This is a genomic window from Streptomyces sp. NPDC049879 (genome assembly GCF_044461265.1).
Lineage (GTDB): Bacteria > Actinomycetota > Actinomycetes > Streptomycetales > Streptomycetaceae > Streptomyces.
Map to the genome: position 1 here is coordinate 20727 of NZ_JBITKT010000006.1, position 19497 is coordinate 40223.

Below are 19497 nucleotides of genomic sequence, written 5' to 3' on the forward strand. Positions count from 1 at the left end.
GGCGGCGGTCAGTCGCCGTCGCGCGAGAGCTGGAGGGCGTAGACGCCGAGCGCCTCCTTCTCCGGCGGGTAGATCTCCCGCAGCGCGGACAGCACCGCCTCGCGATCCGCGCCGGGACCGCCCACGGCGGCGGGGTCCTCGGCGTCGAGCAGCTCGGCGAACGAGGCGTACGCGGCGACGCGCACGACGCGCGTGCGCCGCGTGGCGTGGTCGGCGGTCAGGTAGAGCAGGTCGCCCGGCGCGATGCGGCGGATCTTCGGATAGCCCACGCGGACCTCGACCGTCTTCAACCCCCGTCCCACGAGGTCGAACCAGACCTTGCGGATGCTGAGGAGGTGCTCACGCGCGGCGGGAGCGGGAGGAGTGGCCATCGCAGGAGACTGCCCTTCGGGCTCGGCGGGAGAGGCGGGGCCACCCGGCGCGGAAGTGACCCCTCCTCCACTTTTGCCCGCCACCTTCCGCACGGACACAAGAACTAGAAGCACCACAACCCCCCACACGCCCCACCACACACTCCCCGGCGCACACACCACCCCCCACGCGCGACACAGCGCCCGCGTCCGCGAGAGGCTGTCCGTGTGATCTCACACGAGGAAGCCCTGCGAAGCGCGGCCGAGTTCCTGGCGAAGGCATACCGGGGTGAGGGGTACACCTTCGTGATGCTGCCGGAACTCCTCCAGGAACACCGGACGCTCTGGCTGGTCCCCTTCGACACACAGGAGCGCATCGACACAGGCGACATGACGAAGGCTCCGATGACACGCGTGCTGGTGGTCCCGAAGGACGGCACCTCGCCGCTCTGGCCACCGTCCGCCCGGCCCGTGAGCGACTTCGTGGCCCAGCTGGAGTCCGAGCGGTGAGCGGCCCGCGCCGGGAGACGCCGTGGTGATTCCGGTGGGTCAGGCGTTGCGTTCCGCGGTGCTGCGGAGGATGCAGAATTCGTTGCCCTCCGGGTCCGACAGGACCGCCCAGCCCGTGCCGTCCGGGTTGCGGTGGTCGGCGGTGAGGGTCGCGCCGAGGGCCAGGACGCGTTCGACCTCGGCCTCGCGGGTCGTGTCCGGGCGCAGGCACAGGTGCAGGCGGTTCTTGGCGGTCTTCGGTTCCGGCACCTGGTTGAAGTGGAGGACCGGCCCCTCCGCGAGCAGCACCTGCGTCTCCGGGTCGCCCGGCCGGTCGTCCGGGTTGACGGGGCAGCCGGTGACCCGGCTCCAGAATCGCGCGAGACCGTAGGCGTCCGCGCAGTCGATCGCGATGTTCTGCACCACTGAGACCATGCGCCCGAGCCTGCCCCGGACACCACGCGCCGCGCCACCCCGTTTCCGCACCGCCCGCGTGCGCGCCGCGCGGCCGGTGCGACACTGGCCCGGTGCAGGTCGGCATTCTCGGGCCACTCGAAGTGGCCTCCTCCCAGGGACGACCGGTCGCCGTCACCGGCGGGCGGCTGCGTACGCTGCTCACCCGGCTGGCGCTCGACGCCGGGCGGACGGTGCGCGGTGACACGCTCGTGGACGCGCTGTGGGGCGGCGGGGACGTCCCCGGCGACCAGGCGAACGCGCTTCAGTCCCTCGTCTCACGCCTGCGCCGCGCCCTGCCGGAGCCAGGGCTGATCGTCTCCGCGCCCGGCGGCTACCGGCTGGCCGTGCCGCAGGACGCCGTGGACGCCATCCGCTTCGAGCGGCTGGCCGACGAGGGCCGCCGCGCGCTGGCCGCGGGCGACACGGCCGAGGCCGTCACCGCGCTGCGCGCCGCGCTGGCCCTGTGGCGCGGGCCTGCGCTCGCCGACGCGGCCGACGCGCCGTTCGCCGCCGCGCCCGCGACCCGCCTGGAGGAACTGCGGCTCGCCGCCCGCGAGGACCTGTACGACGCCGAGGTGACGGCGGGCCGCGCCGCCGCCGTCGTCGCCGAGCTGGAGGAGCTGGCCGCCGCCCACCCGCTGCGCGAACGCCCCCGCGCCCTGCTGATCCGCGCCCGCTACGCGACCGGCGGCCAGGCCGAGGCGCTGGGCGCGTACGAGGAGTACCGCGCGCTGCTCGCCGACGAGCTGGGCGTCGACCCCTCCCCCGAGCTGCGCGACCTGCACCTGTCCGTCCTGCGCGCCGACAGCGGCCTGACACCCGCCGCGCCCCCGGCCCAGGCGCCCGTGCCCGGCAACCTCCGCTCGGCCCTGACCAGCTTCATCGGCCGCGAGGAGGAGCTGGGCCTCATCGCGAAGCGGCTGGACGAGTCCCGGCTCGTCACGCTCGTCGGCCCCGGCGGCGCCGGGAAGACGCGGCTGGCCGCCACGACGGCGGCCGGGCTGTCCGAGGGCTTCCCCGGCGGCGCGTGGCTGGTCGAGCTGGCGCCGGTGACCGACCCCGACGACGTGCCGCAGGCCGTGGTGGACGCGCTGGGCCGCCGCGTCACCGGCGTACTGGAACGGCCGCGGCCGCCCGGCTCCGCCGCTCCCCCGCGCGACGCGCTCGGGATGCTGACGGAGGTGCTCGCCGCCGCGCCGACCCTCCTCGTCCTCGACAACTGCGAGCACCTGGTGGACGCCGCCGCCCGCCTCGCCGACCACCTCCTCGGCCACTGCCCCGGGCTGCGCGTCCTCGCCACCAGCCGCGAACCGCTCGGCATCACCGGCGAGTCGCTGTCCCCCGTGCCGCCGCTCTCGACACCGGGACCCGGCGCGACACCGGACGAGGCACTGGCCAGCGCCGCCGTACGGCTGCTCGCCGACCGGGCCGCCGCCGTCAGGCCGGGCTTCACGGTGAACGCGGAGAACGTCGCCGCCGTCACCGAGATCTGCCGCCGCCTCGACGGACTCCCCCTCGGCATCGAACTGGCCGCCGCACGGCTGCGCGCCATGGAGCCGGCCCACCTCGCCGCCCGCCTCGACGACCGCTTCCGGCTCCTCACCGGCGGCAGCCGCACCGCCCTGCCGCGCCACCGCACGCTGCACGCGGTCGTCGCGTGGAGCTGGGAGCTGCTGACGGACGCAGAACGCGACCTGGCCGCCGCGCTCGCCGTCTTCCCCGGCGGCATCACGCCCGAGTCGGCCGAGGGCGTGTGCGGCGTCCCGGCGGACGACGTGCTCGACCTGCTGCTGTCCCTCGCCGACAAGTCGCTGCTCCAGCCCGCCGAGGCCGACGAGCCGTCGGACGGGCCGCGCTTCCGGATGCTGGAGACGCTGCGCGAGTACGGCGTCGAGCGGCTGACGGCGGACGGGCGGCTGCGCACCGTGCGGGACGCGCACGCCGCGTACTTCCTGCGGCTCGCCGAGACCGCCGAGCCGCACCTGCGCAGCGGCGGGCAACTGCCGTGGATCAAGCTGCTGATGGCCGAACGGGACAATCTGCTGGCCGCCCTCCACCACTCCACCGGCACCGGCGACGCCGAGACCGCCGTCCGCCTGTGCGCCGCGCTCGCGCTCTACTGGACGATGCGCGGCACGCACGGGGAGGCCGCGAACTGGATGCGCGCCGCCCTCGACGTCCCGGGCGACCCGCCGCCGGAGCCCCTGGCGGTCGCACTGGGCGTGGGCGTGATCAACATCGCCTCGACCGGCGACCCGCGCGACGCGCACCGCTACGTCGTCCGCCTGCGCCGCGCGCTCGACGAGCTGGGCGAGCGCGCCGACCGGCACCCGGTGATCGCCGTGTTCAAGCCGGGCCTGGCCTTCTTCGAGGCGTGGAACAGCGAACGGCGGCGCCCGCCGGACGTCCCGCTCGACCACCCCGAGCCGTGGACGCGCGCGATGCTGCGGCTGATGCGCGCCGCGATGCGGGAGAACGAGGGCGAGCCGCAGGGCATGCGGGAGGACCTGGAGGCGGCGGTGGCCGCGTTCCGCGAGGTCGGCGACCGCTGGGGACTGTCGATGGCGCTCACGTCCCTCGGCGAGCTGAACCGTTACTCCGGCGACGACGACACGGCCGCCGCCTGCCTGGAGGACGCGATGCGGCTGATGGACGAGCTGCACACCGAGTCCGACGCCGAGCACCTGCGCGTACGGCTCGCCGTCCTGCACGGCGAGCGCGACGACGTGGCGCGCGCCGAGGAGGAGCTGGAGCGCTACCGCCGGGAGGCGGAGCAGCGCGGCGAGGTCTTCGTCGTCGTGCTGGCGTGCCAGGCGCTCGGCGACATCCACCGGCGTGCGGGGCGCCTCACGCGCGCGCGGGAGGAGTACGAGGCCGCCGGGGCGCTGCTGGAACGGCGCTCCTTCGTGCAGCCGCAGCTCAGCGCGGCGGTGCGCTGCGGGAAGGCGGCGGTCCTGCTGGAGCTGGGCGGGTCCGTCGACGAGGCGGCCTGCCAGGTGGCGCAGGCGCTGCGGGACGGGGAGTCCGTCTGGGACATGCCGGTCATCGGCATGGTGGGCACCGCGCTCGCCGGGGTGACCGCGGCGCGGGGCGACCTGACCGCCGCCGCCGAACTGCTCGGCGCGTCCGAGGCGGTGCGCGGCCTCCCGTACGCCTCGAACCCGGACATCGCCCGGTTCACCGCGCGGCTGCGCGGGGAGCTGGGCGACGCCGGGTTCGAGGCGGCGTACGCGGTGGGGGCCGCCCTGTCGCGCACCGAGGCGCTGACACGGCTACGCCTTGCGGCGGTAGGCCCGGACGGCAAGTGGGAAGAACACGGCGAACAGGCCGGCTGACCACAGCAGCGTCGTCGTGACGGGTCCGGCGACCGGGCCGCCGTTCAGCAGGCCGCGGGCGGCCTCCATGACGTCCGTGACGGGGTTGACCTTGACCCACCACTGGAGCCAGCCGGGCAGGCTCTCGGTGGGGGTGATCATGTTCGTGCCGAAGGTCAGCGGGAACATCGCGAGGAACATGATGCCCTGCACCGCGCCCGCCTCGCGGGCCACGACGCCGAGCAGCACCGAGGCCCAGATCAGCGAGAACGCGAACACCATCACCAGCAGGCAGGCCGCCAGCGCGGACAGCGGGTCGGTCCCTATGCGGTAGCCGAGCGCCGTGCCGAAGCCGAGCAGGACGGCGATGCAGACGACGAAGCGGACCATGTCGCCGAGCACCGAGCCGAGCAGGGGTGCCGAGCGGGCGATGGGGAGGCTGCGGAAGCGGTCGAAGACGCCCTTCTTGATGTCGGTGTTGAGGTTCACGCCGGTGCCCACGGTCGCGAAGATCACGGTCTGCACCATGATCGCCGGGAGCAGGAAGCGCAGGTACTCGGAGGTGGAGCCGGAGACGGCGCCGCCCAGCAGGTAGACGAACATCACGACGAAGATGACCGGCTGGAGCGTCACGTCGATCAGCTGCTCGGGGGTGCGCAGCGTCTTGATCAGGCTGCGCCGCGCCAGGGTGAGGCTGTGGGTGACGCCGCGCGCGAGCGACGGCTTACGGGGGACGGCGGGGCGGGTGAGGGTGGTGGCGGTCATGCGAGGGCCCCCTTCTTGCTGTCGGTGCTGTCGGTGGTGGTGGAGGAGGCGGCGGTGCGCGTGCGGCCCGTCAGGCTGTGGAAGACCTCGTCGAGGCTGGGCAGCCGCAGCGACAGCTCCACAACCTCGATGCCCTGCTCGGCCAGCCGCACGACCAGCGGCGGCAGCGCCCCGTCCCCGGTGACGGGGACGCTCAGCACGCCGCGCGCCGGGGAGTCGGGGCGGCCGCCGGTGACGCGTTCGAGCAGGTCGCCGACCTCGCCGAGGCGCGCCGGGTCCAGCGGCCTGACCTGGAGCGTCTGGCCGCCGACGACGGCCTTCAGCTCGTGCGGCGTGCCCTGGGCGATGACCGAGCCGTGGTCGATGACGACGATCTCGTCGGCCAGCGCGTCGGCCTCCTCCAGGTACTGCGTGGTCAGCAGCACGGTCACCCCGGCGGCGACCTGGTCGCGCACCAGCCCCCACACGTCGTCGCGCTTGGCCGGGTCGAGGCCGGTCGTGGGCTCGTCCAGGTAGACGACCTCGGGGTGGGCGACGAGGCTGGCGGCCAGGTCGAGGCGGCGGCGCATGCCGCCCGAGTACGTGCCGGCCCGGCGGCCGCCGGCGGCGGTCAGGTCGAACTGCTCCAGCAGCTCGGCGGCGCGCGTCCTGGCGTCCTGGCGGGACAGGTCGAGGAGGCGGCCGATCATGACGAGGTTCTCGACGCCGGTCAGGTCCTCGTCCACCGAGGCGTACTGCCCGGTCAGCCCGATGCGGCGGCGCACCTCCTCGGCGTCGCGCACCACGTCGTACCCCGCGACCTCGGCCTGCCCGCCGTCCGGGCGCAGCAGGGTCGCGAGGATGCGGACGGCGGTGGTCTTGCCCGCTCCGTTGGGTCCGAGGACCCCCAGTACGGTGCCGGGCCTGGCGGCGAGGTCCACCCCGGCGAGTGCCGTGGTGTCCCCGAAGCGCTTGACGAGGCCCGTGGTCCGGAAGGCGTAGCTCATCCCGGGCTCCCCTCTCCTTGTCGCTGGTGTGTGCCTGTGTGCGGTGTGTCCAGGTCACTGTCGCGAAGGGGCCTGTCAGCGTCCGCACAGGGCGCTGACAGCGGTGAGCCCGCCGTGCCAGTGGCTGACAAGGCGGGCTCGGGTGGGGGTGGAGGGGCCGGGCTCGGCTGGGGATCAGAAGACGGCTTCGGTCTCGTCCATGCGGTTCTGCGGGACGGTCTTCAGCTCCATGGTGGCGCTGGCCAGCGGGGTCATGACGATCTCGGTGCCGCGCAGGGCCGTCATCATGCCGAACTCGCCGCGGTGCGCCGCCTCCACCGCGTGCCAGCCGAACCGGGTGGCGAGGACGCGGTCGTACGCGGTCGGGGTGCCGCCGCGCTGGATGTGGCCGAGGATGACGGGCCTGGCCTCCTTGCCGAGGCGGTGCTCCAGCTCGGCGGCGAGCCGGTTGCCGATGCCCGCGAACCGCTCGTGCCCGTACGGGTCGATCTCGCCGCGCTCGTACGGCATGGAGCCCTCGGCGGGGCGGGCGCCCTCGGCGACGCAGATCACCGCGAACTTCTTCCCGCGCGCGAAGCGGTCCTCGACCATCTTGCACAGGTCGTCCACCTGGAACGGGCGCTCGGGGACGCAGATGCCGTGCGCGCCGCCCGCCATGCCGGCCTCCAGCGCGATCCAGCCCGCGTGCCGCCCCATGACCTCGACGACCATCACGCGCTGGTGCGACTCGGCGGTGGTCTTCAGCCGGTCGATGGCCTCGGTGGCGACGCCCACGGCGGTGTCGAAGCCGAACGTGCGGTCAGTGGCGGAGATGTCGTTGTCGATCGTCTTGGGCACGCCGACGACGGGGATGCCCGCGTCGGACAGCATCCTGGCGGCCGTGAGGGTGCCCTCGCCGCCGATCGGGATCAGGGCGTCGAGGCTGAGCTTGTGCCGGAACGCCTCGGCGTTGGCGCAGGCGTCGCGCAGCCGGTTGCGCTCCAGGCGGCTGGACCCGAGGATCGTGCCGCCGCGCGCGAGGATCCCGCTGACCTCGTTGATGTCCAGTTCGCGGTAGCGGCCTTCGAGCAGGCCCTTGAAGCCGTCCTCGAAACCGATCACCTGGTCGCCGCGGTCGACCACCGCGCGGTGGACGACCGACCGGATCACGGCGTTGAGACCGGGGCAGTCACCGCCTGCGGTGAGAACTCCGATTCGCATGGTGGTGCTCTCCTGCTCGCTAGGGACTGGTGCTCGTCGGGAACTGGGATGCCGCGCCTTCGGGGCCGCGGGAATTCTTTCACGGCCGCGGGTGCGCCCGGACGGGGCTTCGCCGATCCGGTCTCCCGCCGCGCGCGTGCCGCCCCCGCGCGGGTACGGTCGGGAAAGACTGCCCGCGGCGCCTCAAGGCGAGCTTGCCACGAGCGGGCCGGGAAGCGAACAGGGAGGGGACCGTGACGCGCAGCGTGTATGTGGCCGGCATCGGCCGGGGCGACGGCCGCCAGGTGATCGAGCTGGGGGTCATGGAGCTGCTCACGCGGCAGGTGGACCGCGTCGGTGTCTTCAGGCCGCTGGCGCACGAGGGCCCCGACCTGGTCTTCGAGCTGCTGCGCGGCCGCTACCGGCTGGCGCAGCCGCCGTCGTCGGCGCGCGGCATGGCGTACGCGGAGGCCGCCGCGCTGCACGCCGAGCACGGCACGGACGAGCTGGTGGGCCGCCTCGTGGAGCGCTTCCACGAGGTCGCGCGGGACTTCGAGGTGGTGCTCGTCCTCGGCACCGACTACGCGGACACGCAGCTCCCGGCCGAACTGGCGCTGAACGCGCGGCTGGCGAACGAGCTGGGCGCCCCCGTCCTGCCGGTGATCGCCGGGCCGGGCCAGACCGGCGAGTCGGTCGCCGCCGAGGTGCGGAACGCGCACCACGCCTTCACGTCGCTCGGCTGCGACGTCGTCGCGATGATCGCGAACCGCGTGGCGGCGGAGGAGGCGGCCGCGGCGGAGCGCGAGCTGGACGGCCACCTGCCGGTGCCGGTGTGGGTGCTGCCGGAGGAGCCCGCGCTGGCCGCGCCGACGGTGGCGCAGGTGGCGGACGCGCTGGGCGCCCGGGTGCTGCTGGGCGACGCGACGGGGCTGGCGCGCGACGTGCGCGGCTTCGTCTTCGGCGGCGCGATGCTGCCGACGTTCCTCGGGGCCCTGACGGAGGGCTGCCTCGTGCTGACGCCGGGCGACCGCGAGGACCTGGTGCTCGGCGCGCTCGCCGCGCACTCGGCGGGCTCGCCGCCGGTGGCCGGGGTGCTGCTGACGCTGGACGAGCGGCCCTCGGAGCGGACGATGGCGCTCGCCGACCGGCTGGCGCCGGGGACGCCCGTGCTGATGGTGCCGGACGGCTCGTTCGACACCGCGGCGGCGCTGTCGGGTCTTGAGGGGAAGCTGACGGCGGGGACGCCGCGCAAGGCGGAGATCGCGCTCGGCCTCTTCGAGACGCGGGTGGACACCGCGGCGCTGACGGAGCGTCTCTCGGTGGCGCGCGGGGACCGGGTGACGCCGATGATGTTCGAGCACGAGCTGATCGAACGGGCCCGCGCCGACCGCCGCCATGTCGTGCTGCCCGAGGGCGAGGAGGAACGCGTCCTGCGCGCCGCCGAGGTCCTGCTGCGGCGTGGCGTGTGCGACCTGACCCTCCTCGGCGACGAGGCGGCGGTCCGCAAGCGCGCGGCCGACCTCGGGCTCGACCTGCGGCTGCTCGGCCCGGACGAACTGCCCGACGCCGCCTCGCCCGTGCCCTCCGCGCGCGTCGTGGACCCGCGCGTCTCCCCGCTGCGGGAACGATTCGCCGAGACCTACGCGCGCCTGCGCGCCCACCGCGGCGTCACGCAGGAGCTGGCCTGGGACGTCGTCTCGGACGTCTCCTACTTCGGCACGCTGATGGTCCACGAGGGCCTGGCCGACGGCATGGTGTCGGGCGCGGCGCACTCGACGGCCGCGACGATCAGGCCCGCGTTCGAGATCATCAGGACGCGGCCGGACGCGTCGATCGTCTCGTCCGTCTTCTTCATGTGCCTGGCCGACCAGGTGCTCGTCTACGGCGACTGCGCGGTCAACCCCGACCCGGACGCGGCGCAGCTCGCCGACATCGCCGTGCAGTCGGCGGCGACGGCCGCGCAGTTCGGGGTGACGCCGCGGATAGCCATGCTGTCGTACTCGACCGGCACGTCCGGCTCCGGCGCGGACGTGGACAAGGTGCGCGAGGCGACGGAGCGGGTCCGCCGGTCGCGGCCCGACCTGTCGGTCGAGGGGCCCATCCAGTACGACGCGGCGGTGGAGCCGACGGTGGCGGCGGCGAAGCTGCCGGACTCGGCGGTCGCGGGGCAGGCGACCGTGCTGGTCTTCCCCGACCTCAACACCGGCAACAACACGTACAAGGCCGTCCAGCGCTCGGCGGGCGCCGTCGCGGTCGGCCCCGTCCTCCAGGGCCTGCGCAAGCCGGTGAACGACCTGTCGCGCGGGGCACTGGTGCAGGACATCGTGAACACGGTGGCGATCACCGCCGTGCAGGCGCAGAACGAACGGGGCGGCGCGTCCGGCGCCGCCGCAGGCGAGGAGTCCCCCGCATGACCGAGGCGACACGCGTGCTGGTGCTCAACTCAGGATCGTCGTCGGTGAAGTACCAGCTGATCGACATGGACGGCCGCCGGCGCCTGGCCACCGGCATCGTGGAGCGGATCGGCGAGCGGTCGGCGCGGCTGGTGCATACCCCGGCGGACGGTGAACGGCGCGAGCGCGGCGGCCCGTTCGCCGACCACCGCGCCGCCCTGCGCGCGGCGGCGGAGGAACTGGCGGCGGACGGCACGGGCTTCGACTCGCCGGAGCTGGCGGCCGTGGGGCACCGCGTCGTGCACGGCGGGGACGTCTTCAGCGGTCCCGTGGTCGTGGACGACCGGGTCATCGCGGACATCGAGGCGCTCGTGCCGCTCGCGCCGCTGCACAACCCGGGCAACCTCGAAGGCATCAGGACGGCGGCGGCGCTCAGCCCCGGCGTCCCGCAGGTGGCGGTCTTCGACACCGCGTTCCACACGACGATGCCGGAGTACGCGGCGCGGTACGCGATCGACGTGCGCACCGCCGACGAGCACGGCATCCGGCGGTACGGCGCGCACGGCACGTCGCACGCGTACGTCTCGCGCCGTACGGCCGCGCTGCTCGGCCGCGCGCCCGAGGACGTCAACGTGATCGTCCTCCACCTGGGCAACGGCTGCTCCGCCGCCGCCGTGCGGGGCGGCCGGTGCGTGGACACGTCGATGGGCATGACGCCGCTTGAGGGGCTGGTGATGGGCACCAGGTCGGGCGACATCGACCCGGCGGTCGTGCCGTACCTGGCGCGGAACGCGGACATGTCGCTCGACGAGGTGGACGAGCTGCTGAACAGGCGCTCGGGGCTGCTGGGCCTGTGCGGGGACAACGACATGCGCGAGGTCACGCGGCGGGTGGACGAGGGGGACGGGGCGGCGCGGCTGGCGCTCGACGTCTACACGCACCGGTTGCGCAAGTACATCGGCGGGTACATGGCGGTGCTGGGGCGGGTGGACGCGGTGGTGTTCACGGCCGGGGTCGGCGAGAACTCGGCGCCGGTGCGCGCGGCGACGGTGGCCGGTCTCGAACCGCTGGGCCTGGCGGTGGACCCCGACCTCAACGCGTCGGCGGAACGCGGCCCCCGGTTCATCTCCCCGCAGTACGCTTCGGTCGCGGTCGCCGTGGTGCCCACGGACGAGGAACTGGAGATCGCGGGCCAGGCATACGATCTGGTCAGCACCTGAATTATTCCACCACGGAACAAAACGATAGGATCGCTTCATGCGCCGTTCCAAAATCGTCTGCACGCTGGGCCCCGCCGTGGACTCGTTCGACCGCCTCAAGGCGCTCATCGAGGCGGGGATGAACGTGGCCCGCTTCAACTTCAGCCACGGCTCCCACGCGGAACACGAGGAGCGGTACCACCGCGTCCGCAAGGCCAGCGAGGAGACCGGCCGCGCCATCGGCGTCCTCGCCGACCTCCAGGGCCCGAAGATCCGCCTGGAGACCTTCGCGGGCGGCCCGGTGGAGCTGAAGCGCGGCGACGAGTTCACCATCACCACCGAGGACGTCCCCGGCGACCGCACCATCTGCGGCACCACGTACAAGGGCCTCCCCGGCGACGTGGCCAAGGGCGAGTCGATCCTCATCAACGACGGCAACGTGGCGCTCCAGGTGCTGGAGGTGGACGGCCCGCGCGTGCGGACCATCGTCATCGAGGGCGGCGTCGTCTCGGACCACAAGGGCATCAACCTGCCCGGCGTCGCGGTGAACGTGCCCGCGCTGTCCGGGAAGGACGTGGAGGACCTGGAGTTCGCGCTGCGGCTCGGCGCCGACATGATCGCCCTCTCGTTCGTGCGCAACGCGGACGACGTGCGCGACGTGCACCGCGTGATGGACCGCGTGGGCCGCCGCGTCCCGGTCATCGCGAAGGTCGAGAAGCCGCAGGCCGTGGACAACATGGAGGAGGTCGTCCTGGCCTTCGACGGCGTGATGGTGGCGCGCGGCGACCTGGCGGTGGAGTACCCGCTGGAGAAGGTCCCGATGGTGCAGAAGCGCCTGATCGACCTGTGCCGCCGCAACGCGAAGCCGGTCATCGTCGCGACCCAGATGATGGAGTCGATGATCGAGAACTCGCGCCCGACGCGCGCCGAGGCCTCGGACGTCGCCAACGCGATCCTGGACGGCGCGGACGCGGTCATGCTGTCGGCCGAGTCGTCGGTCGGCCGCTATCCGATCGAGACGGTCAAGACGATGTCGAAGATCGTCATCGCCGCCGAGGGCGAGCTGCTCTCCCGCGGCCTCCAGCCGCTGGTGCCGGGCAAGAAGCCGCGCACGCAGGGCGGTTCGGTGGCCCGCGCCGCCGCCGAGATGGCGGACTTCCTGAACGCGAAGGCGCTCGTCGCCTTCACCAAGTCGGGCGACACGGCCCGCCGCCTGTCCCGCTACCGCGCGGTGCAGCCGATCCTCGCGTTCACCTCCGAGCCCGCGACGCGCAACCAGCTGACGCTCAGCTGGGGCGTCGAGACCACGGTCGTGCCGAACGTGAACCACACCGACGAGATGGTCGAGCTGTGCGACGCGGAGCTGTCGCGCCTGGGCCGTTACGAGTCGGGCGACACCATGATCATCACCGCCGGTTCGCCCCCCGGTGTCGCGGGCACGACCAACATGGTCCGCGTCCACCACCTCGGCGGCCATCAGGGCGTCTGACGCCCGCCCCCCACAGCACATCCGCACGCCCCCGGCACCCGAGCGACCGTCCGGGGGCGCTGTCGTGTCACGGGCCGGCTCCACCGGCCGCGCGGCGAAAGGCGGTTGTGGGGGTGGCGCCGGGGTGCCAGACTCCAGCGGGTCCACGGGTCCCACAGCGCGAACGAGGTGCTTTCGATGACGGTCCTGGCAACGGCGGCCGACTCCGGCCGACCGTCCTCCGCAGACACCACGACCCCGTCGAACGCAAGGATCACCCCTCGTGGACCTTCCCCGCATCTTCACGCTGCGCGAGAGCAGCCACCGCATCCACAACCCGTTCAGCTCTGAGAAGCTCGCCACCCTGGGCCGCGCGCTGCGCCTGGCGCCCGGGACGCGCGTGCTCGACCTCGCCAGCGGCTCCGGCGAGCTGCTGTGCACCTGGGCCCGTGACCACGGCGTCACCGGCACCGGCGTGGACATCAGCACGGTGTTCACCGAGCGGGCACGCGCCCGCGCCGCCGCGCTCGGCGTCGCCGACCGGGTCGCGTTCGTCCACGGCGACGCCTCCGGCCATGTCGCGGACGAGCCGGTCGATCTGGCCGCCTGCGTCGGCGCCACCTGGATCGGCGGCGGCGTGGCCGGCACCGCCGCGCTGCTGCGCCGCAGCCTCCGGCCGGGCGGCCTGATGCTGATCGGCGAGCCGTACTGGCGCCGCGAGGTGCCTGACCAGGAGACCGCGGAGGGCTGCGGCGCGGGCGGTCCCGACGACTTCCTGCCGCTGCACGGGCTGATCGGGCAGTTCGGCGTACTCGGGTACGACGTCGTGGAGATGGTGCTCGCCTCCCAGGACGACTGGGACCGCTACCAGGCGGCGCAGTGGCTCAACCTCCGCCGCTGGCTCGACGCCCATCCGGACGACGAACTCGCCGACGGCGTACGGGCCGAGCTGACCGCGGAGCCCGCCCGCTACGCCCGCCACCAGCGGGAACACCTGGGCTGGGGAGTCTTCGCGCTGATGGCCCGCTGACGGTGCGGCGCGCGCGGGTCCCGGCGGCACCCCGCCGGGACCCGCGCGTTCCCCTGTCCTGAATCAGGCCGTCCTCCCGGCCGGCCGGCGCTCCCGACGTTTGGCGGCGCGCTGCGGCGGAACCCGATCTAAGCCATGGCACGCGAAGCGACAGAGCACAGCGACGACACGAACGACGACACGAACGACGACAGCCCGGACGACACGGGCGCGGGCCCGGCGCGGGCCGTGCTGGAGATGATCGGCACGGCAGGCGCCGAGTTCACCGCGCTGACCGGACTGCGCGCGGAGGCGGTGACCCGGCTGGAACGGCACGGGAACGGCTGGCTGCTGGAGGCCGAGGTGGTCGAGACACCGCCGCTCCGGCGCACGCCCGCCGTCCTGGCCGTGTACGAGGTCACCACCGGGCCCGACGGCCGGGTGACCGGCTGCCGCCGCGTCCGGCGGTACCGGCGGCACGGCCCGCGGGGGCCCGCCTGACCGCGCGTCCGTCCGTCCGGGTGTGACGGGAGAGCGGATCGACATGAGCACCTACGTCTACGGCATCACCCACTCCGGGCTGCCCCAGCTCCCGGCGGGCCTCGCCGGGGTGGGCAACCCGCCGCGCGCGGTGCGCGTCGTCCGCGCGGGCGGCGTGGCCGCCGTCGTGAGCGACTGCCCGCCAGGACTGCGGCCGACGCGCCGCGACCTGTTCGCGCACCAGCGCGTGCTGTCCGCCGCGGCGGGCGCGACCGTGCTGCCGCTGCGCTTCGGCAGCGTCGCCCCCGACGACCGCTCCGTACGCGCGCTGCTCACGGCGCGGTCGGACGCCCTGCGGGAGGCGCTCGACACGGTCGCGGGCCGCGTCGAGTTCACCGTGCGCGGCATGCACGACGAGGAGACGCTGCTGCGCGGCATCGTCGCCAGGGACGAGGAGGTGCGGCGGCTGAACGCGGCGGTCCGCGCCGACGGCGGCGGCACGTACGCGGACAAGCTGCGGCTCGGCAAGCTGCTCGACGCGGCGGTGGCCGCGCAGGCGGCGCGGGACACGGCCACGGTGGAGGAGGCGCTCGCCCCGCTGGCAGCGCGGCACCGCGGCGGGCCGGGCGCCGACGGCTGGATCCTGACGATGGCCTTCCTCGTGGACCGCGACAGGGCCGCCGCGTTCCTGACGGCGGCCCAGCGGCTCCAGGAGGACATGCCGCACCTGGACCTCGCGGTCAACGGGCCGCTGCCGCCGTACGGTTTCGCGGGCTCGGCCGGGTTCGCCGGCCTGTTCGGCGCGGCGGCCCAGCGGCCGCTCGCCACGGTCTGACGCCCCGCCGGGCGCCGGGGGGCCGGGGGGGGGGGCCCCCGGCGGCCCCCCCCGGGGGGGGGGGGGGGGGGGGGGGGGGGGGGGGGGGGGGGGGCGCCCGCCGGGGGGGGGGACGCCCGGGGGGGGGTCGGGCCGCGCGGGCCCGCGGGCGGGCCCTGGGGCCGCCCGCGCGGTGCCCGGGGGTGGGGGGGGCGCTCCGCCCCGGGGGCCCCTCCGCGCGGAGACCCGCCCGGCCGTACGGCGCCCTTCTCATCCGGGGAGGGGCGTCGGGCCGTCCTCCGTCGTGTAGATCTCCATGCCGTGCAGCGTCAGGTCGCCGCCGAACTGGCCCGCCTGGTGCACGAAGACGTCCGTGAAGAACGCGAACGAGATGTCGAGCGGCGGCTCGTGCTCCGGGTCGAAGACGATCGGGATGACCCCGAAGAGGTTGCCCTCCAGGCGCTCGGTGTACATGGTGACCCGGCCGTTCCTGAAGGTGGAGTTGGAGCCGGTGGCCGTGCCGACGTGGTAGCGCAGCGCGCCCTCGCCGTCCACGATCTGGTGCAGGTCGCCGATGTCGAGCTGGTCCGCGGTGAACTTGAGGGCCTGCTTGGTGCGGCCGCCCGACGTCGTCACGTTGACCACGCCCTCGTAGTCGAGGCCGCGGAGGGTCAGGTAGGTGGCCTGCAGGTACCAGCCCTCGTCGGGGAGGACGACGGGCAGGGCCTCGTCCGTGCCCGGGACGCTGCGTTCCTCGGGGCACGGGTAGGGGAGGCGGCCCTGCTCGTCGGGGGCGAACGGGTCGTCCGCCGCCGCGTCGTCGGCGCCCGGCTCCGTGTCCGGTTCCGTGCCGGGGTCCGGGTCGCTGTCGGCGTCCGCGTCGGGCTCGGTCTCGGTCTCGGGCTGGGTCCCGGCGTCGGCGCCGGGGTCGGCCGGTTCGTCGGGGAGGCCGGGGTCGCCGGAGCCGGGGCCGTCGTCGCCCGGGGGCTCCGGGGTGTCCTCCGGGTCCTCGGGGCGCCCCGGCTCGGACGGCGCGTCGGGCGGCGGCGTGTCCTCGCCGCCCCCGTCACCGCCGTCCCCGCGGCCCGGCGTGAGGATGTCGCCCACGGCGTTTCCCAGGTCCTCAAGTCCCTCGCCGAGTCCCAGCGGGTCCCACGGCCGCGCCGCGTCCCCGGCGTCCTCCGTGCCCTCCGCGTCCTCCGCCTCCTGGGCGTCCTGGGCGTCCTGGGCGCTCTGAGCCTCCTCGGGGGGAGCCTCCGCCTGCTCCTCCTCCCCCGCCGCACCGCCACCGGCCTCCGCCCCGGTGGCAGGCGGCGCGGGGGTCTCGTCCCGCGCCGGGGCGTCGTCCTCGGGTACGGGCGGCCGGGTCTCCGGCACGTCCTCCTCGGCGGCCGCCTCCTCGGACGCCGCCTCCTCCTGCGCCGTCTCCTCGCGCGCCGCCCGGTCGTCCGCCTCCCCCGCGGGCTCCTCGTCCGGCATCTCGACGCACGGCCGGTCCTGGAACGGGTTGGGCGGCGGCTGCGGTTCGGCCTTCGCGAGGGGCGAGCCGATGCCCATGCCCAGCAGCGCGGCGGACGGCATCGCGGCCAGGACGATCGCCTTGCCGACCGGTGTCCGCAGGCGGCTGCGCAGCGTACGGCGCGCGGCGGCCCGCCCGGCGCGCGCGCCGCTCTCCGCGGCTATGTCCTCACTCGGCACGTTCGTCGTCCTTCCCTGGATGCCCCGGGGGCCGCCCGCCTCCCCCGGGCGCGGCTCCCCCGAAGGCCGCCAGCGCGCTCCCGGTCCCCGGCACGCGGGCCGGCGGCACGGTGTCGCGCGCCGCGGCCGTAGCGGTGGTGCCCGTCCCGGCCGCTTCCCCGGCGCCCTCCCCGGTGGTGCTCCCGGCCGTCCCCGGCACCCACGCGACGCTCATCGCGCCGCCCACGAGGCCCAGCAGGAAGCCGATCAGCCCTCCGCCGAAGTTGGCGATGACCAGGGACACCAGCGACAGCAGGATGGCGGCGACGCCCGCGAATATCCGGACGTGCGGCTGGAACCATATGGTCAGCCCCAGCACGATCAGCAGGACGCCGATCACGACGGCGCTCGCCCCCGCCGTCGTGGACAGGCGCACGTTGAGCTGGCCGAGCGTCAGGTTCGCGTAGGGGACCCACAGGATGGGTCCGCCCGCGGTGCCGACGAACAGGCCCGCCCAGAACGGCCGCCGCCAGCGGAAGTTCCGGAACGCGACGCGGCCTCTGGTCCACGACGAGATCCCCGGCCGCTCTTCGGCATTGACAGTCACAGCACGTACTCCCCTGGTGGCGCGTTCAGTAGCGGGATGCACGATACGGCGGTCGCGCCCGCCGCGTGCGGACGCCTCCGCTACGCCCCCGGGGCAGGAACGGCGCGAGCGCCGCCGTCCGCTGCCCCGGCACGTGGTTCATCGGTGCGTCAGAAGCACTCGTCGTCCGAGCCGGTGTGCAGACTGAGGCTCAGATCGGTGAGGGTGAACGTTCCCGCCGACGTCCCGTAGGCGACCTGCTCCACATCGGTCAGGACGGCCCCCTCCGCCTGCTGCGCGAAGGAGTCGGCCTGGGCGTTGCCGTCGCCGTCCTGGATGCGGCCGGTGGAACCGGTGCTGACGCCGATCCTGATGTCGCTGAAGGTGGCGTCCGCGTCCAGCTGGGCCACGTCGATGAAGAGGTTGTCGGCCTCCACCGGCCTGCCCGGTGTGGTGCCCGCCGTGATCCGGAGCGTGACATCGCCGATGATCGGGAGGGAGACGACCACCGACTGGCACAGCTCCGTGATGGTGGCGTGGTCGAACGCCGAGACGGCGACCGCCCGTTCGCCGTCACCGGCGGTGGTGATCACCGTGCCGTACTGCACGAACCCGTTGCCTTCGAGCCGTTCGACGCGCACCTTGAACGCGTCGCCCGACATGCTGAGCGAGGTGGCGAGGGCACCGGAACTGATGGCGACGCCTATGGCGGCTGTGGCGGCCACGCTCGGCACCATGACCAGACCGAACCGCCGCCATCTGGTGCCGCCGCGAGCCTGAGACTCCATGAAAATCCTCCTTTTCGGACGAGCATCCCCAGGGCCCCGGAGAGCCCGTGGTTCCGCAAGCCGTCCGGCGCCTGGAGAGGAGAAGCGCGATGCCGCCGGTCTGCACCCCGGCGTCAGCCACGGACCGCCGTGTGCGCGGTCCTCCGGACAGGTCCCACCGCGGCGGGAACCCCCCTGTTCCGGGCCGGGCGCGTGGCACCCCCGACCCCGCCGATCGTGGTCCATCTCACGCTCCGGCACAAGGGGTTGGTTACTTGGGAGTTAAATAACCCGGGCTCCGGGACGCCCGTCCCGGAGCCGGCACCGCACTTCGCGCGCATGACAAAGAGGGGCAGAGCGCCACCAGAGGTGACCAACCGCCTCGGACACCTGAGCGAGCGCTCACCCGGGGAGAACGCGGCCGCGGGCGCAGGGTTTACCAAGATTTGACGGAACATCGGAAACGGCGGGCACCGGCGGACGTCGCGGCACCCCCTGCGCCCGCGGCCACCGGGCGGGAAGCCCCCGGCCTCAGAACAGCACGCGCGCCAGGGCGCTCCTGGCCGCGACGACCCGCGGGTCCTCCGGGCCGACCAGGTCGAAGAGTTCGAGCAGCCGCACGCGCGCGGCGTCCCGGTCCTCCCCCGCGCTGCGCTGGACGGCGGAGACGAGACGGCCGAACGCGTCCTCGACATGCCCGCCGACCAGGTCGAGGTCCGCCACGGCGAGCTGCGTCGCGACGTCGCCGGGCCGTTCCGCCGCGTCCTTGCGCACCTGCTCCGGGTCCGCGTTCCGCACGCGGTCGAGGAGCCTGGCCTGGCCGAGGCCGATCCTGGCCTCCTCGTCGGCCGGGTTGTCGGCCAGCACGTTCTCGTAGGCCTGGATCGCGCCGCCGAGGTCGCCCGAGTCGAGCGCCGCGTGGGCGGCGGCGAGCGCCGGGTTCACGGGCTCGGCCGGCTCGGCCGCCGCCTGCGCCTCGCGCGCCGCCGCGGCCTGCTCCGGGTCGACCGGCGCCCCGACGATGCCGAAGCGCTGCTCGGCCGCCTCGATCAGCTGGTCGAGCACCTGCCGCACCTGCGGCTCGGGCGCCGCGCCCTGGAACAGCGGCAGCGCCTGGCCCGCGATCACGGCGAAGACGGCCGGGATGCCCTGCACGCCGAACTGCTGGAACAGCATCTGGTTGCTGTCCACGTCGATCTTGGCGAGCACGAACCGCCCGGCGTACTCCGCCGCCAGCCGCTCCAGGACCGGGCTCAGCTGCTTGCACGGCTGGCACCACTCGGCCCAGAAGTCGATGACGACCGGCACCTCGGTGCTGCGCTGGAGCACCTCCTGCTCGAACCCGGCCTCGTCGACGTCGATCACGAGCCGCACGGCGGCGGGGGTCGGCCCGCCCTCCGGCTGGGCCGCGCGCTGGGCCCGCGCCTGCTCGGCCTTCTGCCTGGCCTCGGCCGCGGCCTTCACCGCGGAGAGGTCGACGGCTCCGCTCATGGACATGTTGCGTGGCTGCATGGGTCCTAGTCTCCCCCCTCCGGGGGCGGAACGGGTACGCCCCCCGGAGGAGG

17 protein-coding genes are annotated in these 19497 nt (G+C 74.4%); 8 read left to right on the plus strand and 9 right to left on the minus strand.

Going from position 1 to position 19497, the window contains the following annotated elements:
* Window positions 1–8: 8 nt before the first annotated feature.
* On the minus strand, window positions 9–371 hold the full coding sequence (locus ACIBPC_RS20825) for an ASCH domain-containing protein (RefSeq protein WP_398846606.1): 363 nt from the start codon (window positions 369–371) through the stop codon (window positions 9–11).
* 207 nt (window positions 372–578) lie between these two features.
* Here ACIBPC_RS20825 and ACIBPC_RS20830 point away from each other — a divergent pair, with 207 nt between their 5' ends.
* Window positions 579–860: a YrhB domain-containing protein gene (locus ACIBPC_RS20830; protein ID WP_398846608.1), complete on the plus strand. Its 282-nt coding sequence runs from the start codon at window positions 579–581 to the stop codon at window positions 858–860.
* A gap of 39 nt (window positions 861–899) precedes the next feature.
* Here the strand turns inward: ACIBPC_RS20830 and ACIBPC_RS20835 are convergent, their stop codons facing one another.
* The gene (locus ACIBPC_RS20835) at window positions 900–1274 is read right to left on the minus strand and encodes a VOC family protein (RefSeq protein WP_362964419.1); all 375 of its coding nucleotides are present in this window, start codon (window positions 1272–1274) and stop codon (window positions 900–902) included.
* Window positions 1275–1366: 92 nt separating this feature from the next.
* Here ACIBPC_RS20835 and ACIBPC_RS20840 point away from each other — a divergent pair, with 92 nt between their 5' ends.
* Entirely contained in the window at window positions 1367–4630 is a 3264-nt protein-coding gene (locus ACIBPC_RS20840) for a BTAD domain-containing putative transcriptional regulator (RefSeq protein ID WP_398846610.1), read from the plus strand.
* On the opposite strand, the gene ACIBPC_RS20845 is transcribed toward ACIBPC_RS20840, so the two are convergent.
* The 3 genes from ACIBPC_RS20845 to ACIBPC_RS20855 all read right to left on the minus strand — a co-directional run bounded on the left by ACIBPC_RS20845 (window position 4568) and on the right by ACIBPC_RS20855 (window position 7560).
* Entirely contained in the window at window positions 4568–5374 is an 807-nt protein-coding gene (locus ACIBPC_RS20845; protein WP_362964415.1) for an ABC transporter permease, read from the minus strand. The two genes, ACIBPC_RS20840 and ACIBPC_RS20845, sit on opposite strands and share 63 nt — an antisense overlap.
* Window positions 5371–6360 carry an ATP-binding cassette domain-containing protein gene (locus ACIBPC_RS20850; protein ID WP_398846611.1) on the minus strand — a complete coding sequence of 330 codons (990 nt, stop codon included), beginning with the start codon at window positions 6358–6360 and terminating at the stop codon, window positions 5371–5373. The genes ACIBPC_RS20845 and ACIBPC_RS20850 overlap by 4 nt, the downstream gene beginning before the upstream one ends.
* A gap of 174 nt (window positions 6361–6534) precedes the next feature.
* A complete protein-coding gene (locus ACIBPC_RS20855) occupies window positions 6535–7560 on the minus strand; it encodes an ATP-dependent 6-phosphofructokinase (protein WP_362964411.1) in 1026 nt (341 codons plus the stop codon).
* A gap of 233 nt (window positions 7561–7793) precedes the next feature.
* Between ACIBPC_RS20855 and pta the strand changes: the two genes are divergently transcribed.
* The 6 genes from pta to ACIBPC_RS20885 all read left to right on the plus strand — a co-directional run bounded on the left by pta (window position 7794) and on the right by ACIBPC_RS20885 (window position 14923).
* Entirely contained in the window at window positions 7794–9953 is a 2160-nt protein-coding gene (gene pta / locus ACIBPC_RS20860; RefSeq protein WP_362964409.1) for a phosphate acetyltransferase, read from the plus strand.
* Window positions 9950–11152, plus strand: a complete 1203-nt coding sequence (locus tag ACIBPC_RS20865; RefSeq protein WP_398846613.1) for an acetate kinase — start codon at window positions 9950–9952, stop codon at window positions 11150–11152. Before pta ends, ACIBPC_RS20865 begins: the two co-directional genes overlap by 4 nt.
* A gap of 37 nt (window positions 11153–11189) precedes the next feature.
* Window positions 11190–12620, plus strand: a complete 1431-nt coding sequence (pyk, locus tag ACIBPC_RS20870) for a pyruvate kinase (RefSeq protein ID WP_398846614.1) — start codon at window positions 11190–11192, stop codon at window positions 12618–12620.
* Between the two features lie 262 nt (window positions 12621–12882).
* Entirely contained in the window at window positions 12883–13629 is a 747-nt protein-coding gene (locus ACIBPC_RS20875; protein WP_398846616.1) for an SAM-dependent methyltransferase, read from the plus strand.
* 135 nt (window positions 13630–13764) lie between these two features.
* Window positions 13765–14109, plus strand: coding sequence for a gas vesicle protein GvpO (gene gvpO, locus ACIBPC_RS20880; RefSeq protein ID WP_398846618.1), 345 nt, complete (start codon window positions 13765–13767; stop codon window positions 14107–14109).
* A gap of 43 nt (window positions 14110–14152) precedes the next feature.
* A complete protein-coding gene (locus ACIBPC_RS20885) occupies window positions 14153–14923 on the plus strand; it encodes a GvpL/GvpF family gas vesicle protein (RefSeq protein ID WP_398846620.1) in 771 nt (256 codons plus the stop codon).
* Window positions 14924–15172: 249 nt separating this feature from the next.
* Here the strand turns inward: ACIBPC_RS20885 and ACIBPC_RS20890 are convergent, their stop codons facing one another.
* The 4 genes from ACIBPC_RS20890 to ACIBPC_RS20905 form a co-directional block, all read right to left on the minus strand.
* Window positions 15173–16600 (minus strand): hypothetical protein, encoded by a 1428-nt coding sequence (locus tag ACIBPC_RS20890; RefSeq protein ID WP_398846622.1) that lies wholly within the window; start codon window positions 16598–16600, stop codon window positions 15173–15175.
* Entirely contained in the window at window positions 16590–17186 is a 597-nt protein-coding gene (locus ACIBPC_RS20895; protein ID WP_362965336.1) for a DUF6114 domain-containing protein, read from the minus strand. Before ACIBPC_RS20895 ends, ACIBPC_RS20890 begins: the two co-directional genes overlap by 11 nt.
* Before the next feature lie 149 nt (window positions 17187–17335).
* Window positions 17336–17953, minus strand: a complete 618-nt coding sequence (locus tag ACIBPC_RS20900; protein WP_362965339.1) for a DUF6230 family protein — start codon at window positions 17951–17953, stop codon at window positions 17336–17338.
* A 510-nt stretch (window positions 17954–18463) separates the two neighbouring features.
* Window positions 18464–19444, minus strand: coding sequence for a tetratricopeptide repeat protein (locus ACIBPC_RS20905; protein ID WP_398846624.1), 981 nt, complete (start codon window positions 19442–19444; stop codon window positions 18464–18466).
* Window positions 19445–19497: the final 53 nt, after the last annotated feature.